At 60.3% G+C, this 14211-nt stretch carries 14 protein-coding genes and 1 pseudogene; 6 read left to right on the forward strand and 9 right to left on the reverse strand.

Annotation, left to right across the window (positions count from 1 at the left end):
- Positions 1–6: 6 nt before the first annotated feature.
- From ACK4FH_RS12895 to ACK4FH_RS12915, 5 genes are all read right to left on the reverse strand, one after another.
- Entirely contained in the window at positions 7–1371 is a 1365-nt protein-coding gene (locus ACK4FH_RS12895; RefSeq protein ID WP_409814339.1) for a pyruvate dehydrogenase complex E1 component subunit beta, read from the reverse strand.
- 3 nt (positions 1372–1374) lie between these two features.
- Positions 1375–2427 carry a pyruvate dehydrogenase (acetyl-transferring) E1 component subunit alpha gene (gene pdhA / locus ACK4FH_RS12900; protein WP_409814342.1) on the reverse strand — a complete coding sequence of 351 codons (1053 nt, stop codon included), beginning with the start codon at positions 2425–2427 and terminating at the stop codon, positions 1375–1377.
- A 165-nt stretch (positions 2428–2592) separates the two neighbouring features.
- On the reverse strand, positions 2593–2952 hold the full coding sequence (locus ACK4FH_RS12905) for an FtsB family cell division protein (RefSeq protein ID WP_409814345.1): 360 nt from the start codon (positions 2950–2952) through the stop codon (positions 2593–2595).
- Between the two features lie 67 nt (positions 2953–3019).
- Entirely contained in the window at positions 3020–4294 is a 1275-nt protein-coding gene (gene eno, locus ACK4FH_RS12910; protein WP_409814348.1) for a phosphopyruvate hydratase, read from the reverse strand.
- A gap of 165 nt (positions 4295–4459) precedes the next feature.
- Entirely contained in the window at positions 4460–5011 is a 552-nt protein-coding gene (locus ACK4FH_RS12915) for a PadR family transcriptional regulator (RefSeq protein WP_409814351.1), read from the reverse strand.
- A 267-nt stretch (positions 5012–5278) separates the two neighbouring features.
- On the opposite strand from ACK4FH_RS12915, the gene ACK4FH_RS12920 reads away from it, so the two are divergent.
- From ACK4FH_RS12920 to ACK4FH_RS12945, 6 genes are all read left to right on the forward strand, one after another.
- Positions 5279–7231: a DUF1302 domain-containing protein gene (locus ACK4FH_RS12920; RefSeq protein ID WP_409814353.1), complete on the forward strand. Its 1953-nt coding sequence runs from the start codon at positions 5279–5281 to the stop codon at positions 7229–7231.
- Positions 7232–7350: 119 nt separating this feature from the next.
- Positions 7351–8064 (forward strand): 7-cyano-7-deazaguanine synthase QueC, encoded by a 714-nt coding sequence (gene queC / locus ACK4FH_RS12925; protein WP_409814356.1) that lies wholly within the window; start codon positions 7351–7353, stop codon positions 8062–8064.
- A gap of 5 nt (positions 8065–8069) precedes the next feature.
- Positions 8070–8702, forward strand: a complete 633-nt coding sequence (gene queE / locus ACK4FH_RS12930; RefSeq protein ID WP_409814357.1) for a 7-carboxy-7-deazaguanine synthase — start codon at positions 8070–8072, stop codon at positions 8700–8702.
- On the forward strand, positions 8702–9070 hold the full coding sequence (locus ACK4FH_RS12935) for a 6-carboxytetrahydropterin synthase (protein ID WP_409814360.1): 369 nt from the start codon (positions 8702–8704) through the stop codon (positions 9068–9070). The genes queE and ACK4FH_RS12935 overlap by 1 nt, the downstream gene beginning before the upstream one ends.
- Positions 9051–9557: a preQ(1) synthase gene (queF, locus tag ACK4FH_RS12940; protein WP_409815293.1), complete on the forward strand. Its 507-nt coding sequence runs from the start codon at positions 9051–9053 to the stop codon at positions 9555–9557. Before ACK4FH_RS12935 ends, queF begins: the two co-directional genes overlap by 20 nt.
- Positions 9558–9664: 107 nt before the next feature.
- Positions 9665–11035, forward strand: coding sequence for a sensor histidine kinase (locus tag ACK4FH_RS12945; protein ID WP_409814362.1), 1371 nt, complete (start codon positions 9665–9667; stop codon positions 11033–11035).
- An 8-nt stretch (positions 11036–11043) separates the two neighbouring features.
- On the opposite strand, the gene ACK4FH_RS12950 is transcribed toward ACK4FH_RS12945, so the two are convergent.
- From ACK4FH_RS12950 to ACK4FH_RS12965, 4 genes and pseudogenes are all read right to left on the reverse strand, one after another.
- Positions 11044–11835: an SDR family NAD(P)-dependent oxidoreductase gene (locus ACK4FH_RS12950; protein WP_409815295.1), complete on the reverse strand. Its 792-nt coding sequence runs from the start codon at positions 11833–11835 to the stop codon at positions 11044–11046.
- A 25-nt stretch (positions 11836–11860) separates the two neighbouring features.
- Entirely contained in the window at positions 11861–13033 is a 1173-nt protein-coding gene (locus ACK4FH_RS12955; protein ID WP_409814365.1) for an acyl-CoA dehydrogenase family protein, read from the reverse strand.
- 333 nt (positions 13034–13366) lie between these two features.
- A complete protein-coding gene (locus ACK4FH_RS12960) occupies positions 13367–13978 on the reverse strand; it encodes a helix-turn-helix domain-containing protein (protein ID WP_409814367.1) in 612 nt (203 codons plus the stop codon).
- Positions 13975–14151, reverse strand: a pseudogene (locus tag ACK4FH_RS12965) (integrase core domain-containing protein); the annotation flags it as partial. The pseudogene ACK4FH_RS12965 and the gene ACK4FH_RS12960, both read right to left, overlap by 4 nt.
- Between the last annotated feature and the right edge of the window lie 60 nt (positions 14152–14211).

Below are 14211 nucleotides of genomic sequence, written 5' to 3' on the forward strand. Positions count from 1 at the left end.
GCCTCCTCAGCGGTAGCAGACGGCTTTCACCGCCTCCACCACATCTGCGGCGCTTGGCAGCGCGAGTTTTTCGAGATTGGCCGCATATGGCATCGGCACATCCTTCTGCGTCACGCGAAGGACCGGCGCATCTAGCCAGTCAAAGGCCTTTTCCTGAACCGTGGCGGCGATTTCCGCGCCGATGCCGCAGACCGGCCAAGTCTCTTCGACCGTAACGAGACGGTTCGTCTTCTTTACCGAGGCAATCACCGTGTCCAGGTCGAGCGGGCGGATGGTCCGCAGGTCGATCAGTTCGACGTCGATCCCTTCCTCTGCCAGCTTCGTCATCGCCTCAAGGCAATAGGTGATCCCGTGGCTGTGCGAAACGAGGGTCACGTCGTTCCCCTCCTTCATCACCCGTGCCTTGCCGATCGGCAGCACGAAGTCCTCATGCTTCGGCACTTCAAAGCTTTTGCCATAGAGCACTTCGTTCTCAAGGAAGATGACCGGATTCGGGTCGCGGATCGCAGCCTTGAGAAGGCCCTTCGCGTCCGCCGCGGAATAGGGCGCAATCACGATGAGGCCCGGCACATGCGCATACCAGGAGCTGTAGTCCTGGCTGTGCTGCGCGGCGACGCGCGCCGCCGGCCCGTTCGGCCCGCGGAAGACGATGGGGCACGACATCTGCCCGCCGGACATATAGCGCGTTTTCGCGGCCGAATTGATGATCTGGTCGATCGCCTGCATGGCGAAATTGAACGTCATGAACTCGACGATGGGACGAAGCCCCGCCATCGCCGCACCGACGCCAAGCCCAGCAAAGCCATGTTCGGTGATCGGCGTGTCGACCACACGCTTGTCGCCGAACTCGTCGAGCAGCCCTTGAGTGACCTTGTAGGCACCCTGATATTGCGCGACTTCCTCGCCCATGACGAAAACGCTTTCGTCACGGCGCATTTCTTCAGCCATCGCATCGCGCAGCGCCTCGCGCACGGTCTGCGTCACGAATTCCGTGCCTTCCGGCAGATCTGGATCGGACTTTACCTCGACCTTCGCCGGCTTCGCGGACTTCGCCTCTTTCGCGGGCGCATCTTCTTTCTTCGCGGCGGATTTCTTTTCCCTCGGCGCATCGGCAGCGGAGATGTCTTCGCCGTCATCGGCGAAAATGGCGATGACCTCGTTCACCTTCACATTCTCTGTGCCTTCTTCGACGAGAAGTTTGGCAACCTTGCCGTCCTCGGAGGCTTCCACTTCCATCGTCGCCTTGTCGGTCTCGATCTCGGCGATCACGTCGCCGGACTTCACCTCGTCGCCCACCTTCACATGCCATTTGGCGAGTGTGCCCTCTTCCATTGTGGGCGAGAGCGCGGGCATGAGCACTTCGATCGTCATTTCTCACGCCTCCACATCGGCAAGAATGTCAGTCCAGAGTTCCGAGGGATCGGGCTCCGGGCTCGACTGGGCGAATTCGGCCGCTTCATTGACGATGGTCTTGATCTCCTTGTCGATTTCCTTGAGGTCTTCCTCGGCGAGCGCCTTCGTATCAAGCAGCCGTACGCGAACCTGCTCGATCGGGTCATGCTCGGCGCGCATCTTGTTCACTTCTTCCTTGGCTCGATATTTCGCAGGGTCGGACATGGAGTGGCCGCGATAGCGGTAGGTCATCATCTCGAGGATGTAGGGCCCCTTGCCGGCACGGCAGAATTCAACGGCGCGCGCGCCGGCTTCACGCACGGCCCGAACATCCATACCGTCCACCTGCTCGCCGGGAATGTTGAAGCTCACGCCGCGCTTCGAAAGATTCGTCTGCGCGCTCGCGCGGGCGACGCTGGTGCCCATCGCATACTGGTTGTTCTCGATCACATAGACGACCGGCAACTGCCAGAGTTCGGCCATGTTGAAGCTCTCATAGACCTGGCCCTGGTTCGCTGCGCCGTCGCCGAAATAAGCGAGGCAAACGCGGTCATTGCCGCGATAGCGGTTGGCGAATGCGAGTCCCGTGCCGAGCGGCACCTGCGCACCGACAATGCCGTGGCCGCCAAAGAAATTCTTGTCGCGGCTGAACATGTGCATGGAGCCGCCCTTGCCGCGCGAATAGCCGCCTTCGCGCCCCGTCAGTTCCGCCATGACGCCTTTCGGGTCCATGCCGCAGACAAGCATATGACCGTGGTCGCGATAGCCTGTGATGACCTGGTCGCCCTCATCAATCGCCATCTGCATGCCGACGACGACGGCTTCCTGACCAATATAGAGGTGACAGAAGCCGCCAATGAGCCCCATGCCATACATCTGACCCGCCTTCTCCTCGAAGCGGCGGATCAGCAGCATGTCGCGATAGGCCTGGACATCCTCTTCCTTCGTAAAGGGAGCAGGTCCGTCCACGGACTTTTTCACCTGTTTTTTCTGAACAGGTTTGGCGGTGGATCTGGAAGCAGATTTGGACGTCATTCGGGGGCCTCGACGTCAGAAATTCAAGAAACGCTGGCAGCCAACAGGCGCGCAAAGGCACCGTCGCCATACTTTAGAAATGGATGATAAAGGTTTGGTTTCAATGAAAAAATGACGAATTAACCGAATTTCGGTTAAGTTCCGCTGCGGATCGTTTTGTCCATTTCAGCGCGCGGAGCGCGGGCCCACAGGCGGCGGATCGAGAAAAATGACTATCTCCCCCGGATTTGCATAGCCAAGGGCGGCGCGAGCGCGTTCGTCCAGCAGGTCCGGGTCGAGACTTTCCGGCCGCAAGAGCGCCACCTGCCGGTCAAGCTGCTGGCGCTGGCGTTCGACATCCGCCAGCTGGTGCGCCAGAAGGTCAATGCGATTCTGTATGTCGAGCCAGGAAATGAAGCCAAGCCGTCCATAAACCGCGTGATAGGCGAAGTAGCCGAGCACGATGATGCAGACGAAGGGAATCAGCGCCTGCCTCAGGCGCAGTGGTTCCGAGCTGCGAATCACGACGTTGCTTTCCATGTTCATGATGGAATCATACAGCGATTCCAACGGTCAAGGGCATTTACCGGAAATCACGTCGAAACGCTTGCCGCTAAGCCTTCAGGACAGAACGGCCGGCATATTCCGCTGTCGGCCCGAGGGCTTCCTCGATGCGGATGAGCTGGTTGTATTTTGCCAGACGGTCCGAGCGCGCGAGCGAGCCGGTCTTGATCTGACCGCAATTCGTCGCCACAGCGAGATCCGCAATCGTCGCGTCTTCCGTTTCGCCGGAGCGATGCGACATGACCGCCGTGTAGCGCGCCTTATGCGCCATCTCGACGCTTTCGAGCGTCTCGGTGAGCGAGCCGATCTGGTTCACCTTCACGAGGATCGAGTTGGCGGTGCCGCTCGCGATGCCGTCAGCGAGACGGCGCTTGTTCGTGACGAAGAGATCGTCGCCGACGAGCTGAACCTTGCCGCCAATGCGGTCGGTCAGCGCCTTCCAGCCAGCCCAATCGTCTTCGGCCATGCCGTCTTCGATGGAGATGATCGGGTACTTGCCCACAAGATCGGCCCAGTAGTCGACCATGCCGCCGGCATCGAGCTTCTTGCCCTCGCCTTTCAGATCGTAGACGCCGTTCTTGAAGAACTCTGTCGAGGCCGCATCGAGCGCAAGGAAGATGTCATCGCCTGGCTTGTAGCCCGCCTTCTCGATCGCCTTCATGATGAAGCCGATGGCTTCTTCCGTCGACGCGAGGTTCGGCGCGAAGCCGCCTTCATCGCCGACATTCGTGTTGTGGCCGGCGGCCTTCAGTTCGCCCTTGAGCGTATGAAATACTTCTGAACCCATGCGGACGGCATCGGCAATCGAGCCTGCCGCCACCGGCATGATCATGAACTCCTGAATGTCGATCGGATTGTCAGCATGTTCACCGCCATTGACGATGTTCATCATCGGCACGGGCAGCACGCGCGCGGCGGGTCCGCCGACATAGCGGAAGAGCGGCTGGCCAAGCGAGGCTGCTTCCGCCTTGGCGATGGCGAGCGAAACGCCGAGGATCGCATTTGCGCCGAGGCGCGACTTGTTGTCGGTGCCGTCGAGTTCGATCATCGTACGGTCGATCTGAATCTGCTCGGACGCATCCATGCCACCGATGGCGTCGAAAATTTCGCCGTTCACCGCGGCGACCGCCTTCTGTACACCCTTGCCCTTGTAGCGGGCGCCGCCATCGCGCAGCTCGACCGCCTCATGCGCGCCCGTCGACGCACCGGAGGGAACGCCGGCGCGGCCAAGCGCGCCGTCTTCCAGCAATACGTCCACCTCGACAGTCGGGTTGCCACGGCTGTCCAGAATTTCACGCCCGATAATGTCGATGATGGCGGCCATGTCGTCCCGTTTCTGTCTAGTGATTGGTGAGCCTCCGGGCCAGGCCCGGTTTTGCGCGTTTCATAGCGGAGCGTGGCTCCCGGCGAAAGAGCCTAATCACGGAAATACAAATGCCCGGACCTGAAGTCCGGGGCACTCGCAATCCGATCGATTTGCTATGAGCCGTCAGGCGCCGGCTCGGTTCAGTTCCCTGACCTCTTCAGGGCAGCTCGCCAGCAGCTGGGCCGAATGCTTCATGATGTAGTCCCGCTGCGCTTCCATCATGGACCTGCCGAAGCCGATGCAGAAGCGCTGCCCCTCCTGCAGCAGTTCTTCGGCTTCCCGCCGGTCAAGATCACGAAGGATTTCGTTCGTTTCCGCAAGGCGGTGATCGAGCAGCTCCTTGACGCGCCAGCGCGGCAGGAACGGCGCAAAGCTCAATATGAATATGAATTCGGAGCGCAACCTGTGTTTGGCGCTACCTGACATCAGCGCCCGGAGAGCGGCAGCGCGCCCCGCATCGGTCAACTCATAGACCTTCTTGTTCGGCCGGTTGTCCTGTTCAACGCGCTGGAAGGTCACAAGACCCTCCGCGGCCAGCTCGTTCAGGGCCGGATAGAGGTTGGACAAACTGACATCGAGCAGCGTCGAAACCTCATTTTCCATGGTTTTCTTGATGTCATATCCGGTCGCGGGACCGGACATGAGGACACTCAGCAACAGTTCCTTGGTATTCAATCCGCGCCCTCCCCGACAGCAGATTACGGCACTTGAACGCTGTGCCGACTTGATATATCCCCTTTACTAATAGGTATGAAATACCTATTGCGAACCCTCACATAACAGATTGACCCAACGCGAATATCCCTCCTCGATCCTCGCAAAAGGTCAGCATCCCTCACCAAACTTGAGGCCGGTTCCACCGGAACCGGCCGATTGCTTGGAGTTCCACCAGAAATCCAGGCGCAAACACAAGAATCCAACCTCCCGGGAGGAACCTTCAAAATGATAGTATCGGCAGGAAATGGCGCTGTCACGAATGAACGAGCATTGCTCCGCAATCGCCGTTCGGGGGCATTGCCAGTTGCCGCAGCGTTTGCTTCGGCTTTTCTCTTTTCAACTTCGGCTACCGCTGCAAATTATGTTTTTGGCGATCTGAACGTCCAGATCGACACGACGGTTTCGGCGGGCGTGACGCTCCGGGCGAGCGACCGCGACTGCACCAAGGTCTCGATCGTGAATGGCGGCTGCGTCAATGGCGACGGCCGGACGACCGGCATCAATTCGGACAACGGCAACCTGAACTACGACCGGTGGGACTTCGTCAACCAGACGATCCAGACCACAATGGACATTCAGGGCACGTGGGAAAACTACGGCTTCTTCGTCCGTCCGACTGCCTTCTACGACTTCGTTTATGCAGAGAACGACCTTCGCTTCCGCAATCTCGAGTCGGATGGCCGCGACCAGCTCGCCTATGACATCGACGTACTCGACGCCTTCGTCTACGGCAACTGGGATATCGACGGCCACTACACGACCGTCCGCTTCGGCAAGCAGGTGTTGAACTGGGGCGAAAGCCTCTTCATCCAGGGCGGCATCAATGCTTTCCAGGCCGTTGATGTCACTCGCATTCGCACACCCGGCGCGGAACTCAAGGACGCGCTGACGCCGATGCCGATGCTTTTCGCCTCGACGACGATCACGCCGAATCTGTCGGTCGAGGCCTTCTGGCAATTCAAATATGAGTACACGGAACTCGATCCGGCCGGCTCGTTCTTCTCGACCGATGACATCACCGGCCGCGGTTCGCTTCCCGGCCTGCTTAACGCTGTCGTCGACAATCCCGATCTCGCAGGCCCTCCCGGCGGCTTCCCGCCGAGCGCGCAGGTTCCGATCGCGGTTCGGCGTTCCGCCGACCGGATCGCCAGCGAGACCGATCAGTTCGGCATGGCCCTGCGCTACTATGCCGAAAATCTCGGCGATGGTGTCGATTTCGGCCTCTATGCGGTGCGCTACACGAGCCGCCTGCCCTATCTCGGCTTCACGACCGGTCCGGACGATCTGGCGTCCTCTTGCGCCTTCGTCGGAATTGCAACGGGCGGCGCGCTGGATTGCGGTTCGGCTGTACCTGCGGTCCAGGCCGCTTCGCTGAACGCCGCCTTTGCCTATGCCGCCAACCAGCTCCGCTACTTCTACAGCTTCCCGACCATCGAGACGCTGGGTGCAAGCTTTGCGACCACGATCGGCGGAACAGCGGTTTCGGGCGAACTCTCCTACTCGCCCAACATGCCGTTCGGCGTGTCCGATCTTGAGCAGAACGCCTCGCAGCTCGACGGCACCGGCGCGTCCGGTCCGCTTACGGGTGCGCCCGGCAATGTAAGCTCGTTGCCTTCGGCCGGTCCGAACCAGGACACGGTCCACATGATCGAACTCGACGCGATCCAGGGCCAGATCGGTACCGTGAAGCTCTGGAGCACCACGGACCCGATCACGGAACTCTTCCGTGCCGACACGGCGACCTTCGTGTTCAACGCAGGTTTCGTCTATGTGCAGAATGCGAGCGACTATCCGCTCAACCGCGTTGGCCCCGAAGGCGGCCTGCGTAACCCGTTCGGCGCGGCGCTCCTCACGGGCGGCGTGACCAATGTGAAGTATGCCGATGATATGTCCTATGGCTATCGTCTGGTCTTCGCACCGTCCTACAACAACGCCTTCGGTACGGCCGTCACGCTGACGCCGAGCATCTCGTGGCGTCATGACCTGCAGGGCAACTCGCCTGGCCCGAACACGGCCAACTATCTGCAGGGCATGAAGCAGGTGTCGCTCGGCCTTTCCGCCGACTACCAGAACACCTGGCGGGGCAATCTGAGCTACACCAACATCTTCGGTGCCGGCTTCGACAATCCCACCCATGACCGCGACTTCATCATGGCGAGCGTTTCCTACTCGTTCTGATCTGAAGTTAACGGCGACGTTCAAGGCCCCGGAAAAGCTCGCTTTTCCGGGGCTTCCTTTTGTCCGCTTGACGGCGCCGGGCGGCTCCTGTTCAACACCCCCGAACGGAGCTCTATCAAATGACTGAATCGGCAGGGAAAAAGGCACTCGTGCTGTTCTCGGGCGGGCAGGACTCGACGGTCTGCCTCGCATGGGCGCTTGCGCGCTTTGCTGAAGTCGAGACGGTCGGCTTCGATTATGGCCAGTCTCATGCCGTGGAGCTCGACTGCCGGGACAAGGTGCGCGCGGGACTCGTCGCGCTCGATCCTGTCTGGGCCGCGCGCCTCGGGCCCGATCACACGATCGAGCTAACCGAATTGGGTCGGATCAGCGAGACCGCCCTCACCCGCGATGTCGAGATCGAGATGGGCGAGAACGGCCTGCCGACGACTTTCGTGCCGGGCCGCAATCTCATCTTCTTCACCTACGCGGCGGCGCTGGGCTATCGCCGGGGCGCGCAAGTGCTGGTGGGCGGCATGTGCGAGACGGATTATTCGGGCTATCCCGACTGCCGGGAAAACACGATCAAGGCGCTGGAAGCTGCAATCACTCTCGGGATGGACAAGCCCTTCGCGCTCGAAACGCCGCTCATGTGGATCGACAAGGCGGCCACATGGTCGCTTGCCGAGGCAATGGGCGGCAAGGCGCTGGTCGACCTCATCGTGGAAGAGACACATAGCTGCTATCGGGGGGACCGTTCGAACCGCCATGACTGGGGCTATGGCTGCGGCACCTGCCCGGCATGCGAACTGCGCGCCCGCGGCCATGCCGCCTATCTGGCGGCGGGAGCCTGACTCCCATGTATTCGGTGAAGGAAATCTTCTACACGCTGCAAGGCGAAGGCGCGCAGGCCGGGCGGCCAGCCGTCTTCTGCAGATTTGCGGGCTGTAACCTCTGGTCAGGCCGCGAGGAAGACCGGCCGAGCGCCGTCTGCACCTTCTGCGACACGGATTTCGTTGGCACGGATGGCGAAGGCGGAGGCAAATTCCGCGATGCTGCGGCGCTGGTGGACGCTATCGAAAAGACATGGGTGACGGGAGCCGGTGAAAACCGCTATGTCGTGTGCACCGGCGGCGAACCCCTGTTGCAGCTCGACGAGGCGCTGATCGCGGCGTTGCATGCGCGTGGCTTCGAAATCGCTATCGAAACGAATGGTACGCTTGCCGCGCCGCAAGGGATCGACTGGATCTGTGTCAGCCCAAAGGCAGACGCGCCACTCATCCAGACACAAGGAGACGAATTGAAGCTCGTCTATCCGCAGGAAAAAGCCTCGCCTGAGCGCTTCGATGGGCTCGGCTTTCGCTACTTCTTCCTGCAGCCGATGGATGGACCGAAGCGGGAAGAGAATACGCGCGCGGCGACGGAATACTGTCTCGCGCATCCGAAATGGCGGCTCAGCCTCCAGACCCACAAGCTGATCGGTATTCCGTGATGAAGATCTACAAGGAATTCTTTTTCGACGCGGCGCACTTCCTCCCTTACGCGGAAGAAGGCCATCCGAACCGGCGGATGCATGGCCATTCCTTCCGCGTCGTCGTCTGGCTCTCCGGCAGGCCCTCGCCGGAGACGGGCCTTGTGCACCATTTTGAGGATGTCGAGCGCGAGGTGATGACCGTGCGCGAGAAGCTCGATCACCACCTGCTCAACGAGATCGAGGGGCTGGAACTGCCGACGCTCGAACATATCGCCGCCTGGATATGGAAGGCGCTGGCCGGTCCGCTGCCGGAAATCGCGCGGGTCGAAGTGCATCGCGCTTCCTGCCGCGAAGGCTGCGTCTATGATGGCCCGGACGCCGAATAAGGATCGGAAGATGACCAAACCTGCGGGAAACAAGAATTCGAAGGGCCTGAAGCAGCTTGGCGGGGCAGCAGCGATACCCGCCTCCCCCGAAAAGGCGGTGCTCGAGCGCGTTCCCAATCCGCATCCGGGCGAAAATTACGTCGCCCGCTTCACCGTGCCCGAATTCACCTCGATCTGCCCGGTGACGGGCCAGCCGGATTTTGCGCATATCGTTATCGACTATGTTCCGGGTAAATGGCTCGTCGAGTCGAAGTCGCTGAAGCTTTATCTCCAGTCCTTCCGCAATCACGGTGCCTTTCATGAGGACTGCACGGTTGCGATCGGCAAACGGCTTGCAGAGACACTTGTCCCGAAATGGATCAGGATCGGCGGGTACTGGTATCCACGTGGCGGCATCCCGATCGACGTTTTCTGGCAGAAAGGCAGGCTTCCTGCCGGTATCTGGGCACCGGATCAGGGCATTACGCCCTATCGCGGACGGGGCTGACCTCGAAAAGAAAATTAAATTTTGATTTACACGCGTGGACTACTCTCGCGCGACGAAACGCACGGCCTTGGGTGGGCAGCCGTCTGGCGTTTCGATGGAGCGCCGTCTTGTCCACCTCGTCTCGCGAAAAAAATCGCATAAGCGACTTCGACGTACAGCGCGAGCTGAACGCTCTTTTCCGCGACTCGCTGCTGCCCATATCGCTCTTTCTGGCGGCACTCTACGCGCTGTTCGTCATTCTCCACCTGAGCATTCTGGAAAATCCGTCGCGGATCATCATGACGTCTGCCGCACTGACAGGCATGTCGGCACTTCTCATCATCGCCGCATCGGTACGCGCAAACCAAATTGCACCGAAATATGCCTACACGACCGGTTTCATCATCCTCGGAATCGTTCTTGCCAATTCCGCACTTCATATGTTGATCGAGAAGGACATCTACCAGTCGACGAATTTCGCGCTCATCTTCGTCGCGGCTGGCCTTTTCTTCCTTTCCCGCCGTAACCTGATCATCGCATTCGCCATCAATTTTTCCGTGTGGGCGATATGCGCGGCAATGGTCACCGAAAACTCCAAAATGCTGGAGCATTTCGCGGTGATGAATCTTCAGGCACTTCTCATCGGCTTTCTCGCCATCGAGCTACGGCTGCGCAGCAGCCGCAAGCTGATACGCATGCGCGCAGAGGCCGGGGAACGCGAGCGCGCGCTGGAACAAGCGCTGACAAAAATGAAACTCTATGCATCGGTAGAGCGCGACAACAAGGCGAAGACCGAATTCCTCGCCAACATGAGCCATGAGCTCAGGACGCCACTCAATGCAATCCTCGGGTTTTCCGAAGCGATGGAGCAGCGCCTGTTCGGACCTATCGGCAATCCGCGCTACGAATCCTACGTGCATGACATTCATCACGCCGGAGAGCATCTGCTATCGCTGGTGAACGATATTCTCGATCTGTCGCGAATCGAGCTTGACGGTCTGAAACTCAATCCTCAGCCAGTGGATTTTGCTCGCGTCTGCAACAATTGCCTCGCCATCGTGCGCGGGCGCGCCGAACGCGGCGATGTCAAACTCGTACTTGATGCCGTGCCGCCCTTCCCCGCCATCGAGACGGATGAGCGGCGGCTGAAGCAGGTCATCATCAACCTGCTCAACAATGCAGTGAAGTTCACACCGTCCGGCGGCAAGGTCACGCTAGAGCTCGCGCATGGCACAAAAGGCGGCGCCATCATCCGCATCCGCGACACCGGCATCGGCATGAACAAGGAAGAGCTTGAGGCCGCGCTTCGTCCCTTCTGGCAGGCCGATGCAGGGCTCGATCGCACATTCGAGGGCGCGGGCCTCGGACTCGCTCTCGTTACGGAACTCGTTTCGCTGATGGAGGGTGAATTCCGGCTGGAGAGCGAGCCAGGCAAGGGCACCGTCGCGACCGTCACCCTGCCGTGCATCTGCGGGGCTCGGAAGACGGCCGCGGCCTGAGCCGCCGCTCAGCGCGGCGGCATGCGAATGGCGCCGTCGAGACGAACCGTCTCGCCGTTGAAATAGCCGTTACGCAGCATGGTGCAGGCAAGATCAGCATATTCCGACGGATCGCCAAGACGCGGCGGGAACGGCACCGAGGCCGCGAGATTTTCAAAAATCTGCGGTGCGCGATCCTTCACGCCGAGCATGGGCGGCGTCGCCATGATGCCGGGCAGGATCGTGTTGATGCGGATGCCTTCGCGCGAAAGATCGCGGGCGATGGTGAGTGTCATGCCCTTGATCGCCGCCTTTGCCGCCGAATAGGCAACCTGGCCGATCTGCCCGTCTTCGGCGGCAACGGAGCCCGTGTTCACGATCGCGCCGCGCTCGCCGCTTTCCAGCGGATCGAGCGTCGCCATTCCGGCCGCGCTCTTCACTATGCAGCGGAAGGTGCCGACCGTGTTGAGGCCCAGCACATATTCGAAATCTGCGATCTTGAAGGGGATGATCGCGCCGGTCGTCTTGTCGCGCGCGATGGTCTTGCCGCCACGGCCGCCGCCGGCGCAGTTCACCAGCGCCCGCTCCTGCCCGTTGGCAGCACGCGCTTTTTCGAATCCCGCATCGACGGAGGCTTCGTCCATCACATTCACTTCGCAATATGTCGCGCCAAGCTCCTTGGCGACGCGCTCGCCGTTATCCTTGTTGAGATCGAAGATCGTAACCTTGACGCCCAGATCGCGCAGCGCCTTCACCGTCGCCTTGCCGAGACCGGATGCACCGCCCGTAACGATGGCGGCAATCGAGCTGTCGAGTTTCATCATGTCCTCCCTGTTCAGTTTCATGTCAGTGCGATCTTCCAGCCCAGTCGCGCTTGATCTTCTTTGCTAGCGACCATTTGTGAACTTCTGTCGGGCCGTCATAGATGCGAAAGGCGCGGATCTCGCGGAAAATCTGTTCGACGATCGTATCGCCCGTGACGCCCATGCCCCCCATCACCTGCACGCAACGGTCAGCAATGCGCATCAACGCCTCCGATACGGCAACCTTCGCCATCGAGCTTTCGGCTGTGCCGAGCGAGCCGGTATCGAGTACATCGGCGCACCAGTCGATCATGAGTTCGGCCTGCTTCAGGTCGATCAGATTTTCCGCCAGCATGAAGCCAACGCCTTCATGATCGATCAGCGGCTTGCCGAAAGCATGGCGGCGGTTCGCATAATCGGTCGCGATCTCGTTAGCGCGGGTGCAGCCGCCGAGCCAGCGCATGCAATGCGAGAGCCGCGCCGGGCTCAGGCGGATCTGGGCATACTTGAAGCCTTCTCCGCTTTCGCCGAGCATCTGGTCGGCGGGCAGGCGGAGATTGTCGATCATGACGACCGCATGGCCGCCCGGCATGGAATTGTCGATCGTGTCGAGCACACGCTCGATGCGGATCGAGGGGTGAGGGAGATCGACGAGGAACATGCAGGCGCCGTCCTCGCCCTTCGCCATGACGATGCCGACCTTCGCGCCTTCAGCACCGGTGATGAAAGCCTTGCGGCCATTGATGACCCAGTGATTGCCATCTTTCACGCAGGTCGTTTTCATCATCGAGGGGTCGGAGCCCGCGCCGCCTTCGAGCGCGGGTTCGGTCATGAAGAATGCCGAGCGGGAAGCGCCCGAGACGAGCTGGTTCAGAAAGCGTTCCTTGATCTCCGGGCTGCCGATCTTGCCAAGCAGGTACATATTGCCCTCGTCCGGCGCGCCGGTATTGCATGCAACGGGGCCGAGCGGCGAAAGGCCGGTCTTGCGCAGGACGAGCGCCGTTTCGCGCTGTGTGAGATGACTGCGGTCTGCAAGGATATGCGGCGTCATCACGCCGGCCGCCCGGGCCTTGTCGCGCAGCTCGACAACAAGATCTTCAGTCGGCCCATGCACCGTGCAGCGTGGATCGCGCTCGTAAGGCGCCACGACATTGCGCACGAAATCCTCAACCCTTGCGGCTATCTCTTCCGCCCTGCCCGCTACTGCCTGCGCCATTTTTCTGCCTGGTCCCTCTGCCGGTTGCAACGGAACAGGCTATAGCACATGGCAATCGGCCTTTGACGAGCGCTTACGTGACCAAAAGCACGCCGCTCGCTCCCCTGCTTGGGCGACGTTGAGAAGGACACAGATTCTTAGTAGCTCAGTCGACCTTTGAGTTCATTGACTTTTTTTGAATCGGAAGTGACTCGTTTCACGGGCTAACGTGATTCAGGCGTGATGGCTTTCAAGTCAGTTTGACCCAAAATAGTCAAGTCACTGATTTCGCTTCATTTTTCCGAACGAGCCGTTGCTACACGGGTACGTTCAATACACCCCCCTTTTGCACGGTCATCCAGTTTCGGATCGAGACTGGTAACTCTTGCGCCATTGAAGCGGGGTCGTGCCAAACTCCCGGCTGAAGGCGCGGATGAAGGCGGCGGCTGAGCTATAACCTGCCATGTCCGCCGCCTCTTCCACCGACAGATCTTCGGCGAGCATTTTCCGGGTCACATGCGTGAGACGCAGCCGCGCCAGCGTTTGCATCGGTGTGCGTCCGACGACACGGCGAAATTCTTCCGCAAACTTCGTTCGCGACATCCCGGCCTGTCTGGCAAGCCGGTCGATACTCCAGCTTTCGAGAGGCGCATCGAGGAAGGCGCGAATGGCGGAGATCACTCCTCTGTTCTTGACGACGCCGGAAGGGAGATTCGGCCCTTCCGCCAGGAGTGAGCGTGTCATGTTGATGACGATAATCTCCGCGATCCGCCGCACGATGATCGCGTGTCCGTACTCCTCACCACTACCAACAAACTCCTCATTGAGAAGTTCGGCCGCCTTCCATATTCGGCTTGCGCAGTCAGGGAAGCGCGTCCGGCTTAAATGTATCGGACCGATGATCAGATTGCCGATTGAACTTGCCCCCAACCTTGGACCGGCTGGGCTGGTAAATTCCGGCTTCATCTGACGGCAGGCTGGCCGGGGTTGCCGGCCGGAGGATGAAGCCTGATCGGTACTTCGTTTCCGATCGCGCTGTGCGGTCGGACCTCGTTGTAGTCTCTACGCCAAGCCTCGCATTTTGATCGTGCTTCGTCGAGGCTCAGGAAACAGTTGGCGTTCAGGCACTCCGCGCGGAAAGCCGGTAAACAGCCCAATCTGACACCCTGGCCCCGTCACCGCGCCCGACGCATGTTAAG

Source organism: Parvibaculum sp., from assembly GCF_046297875.1.
Lineage (GTDB): Bacteria > Pseudomonadota > Alphaproteobacteria > Parvibaculales > Parvibaculaceae > Parvibaculum.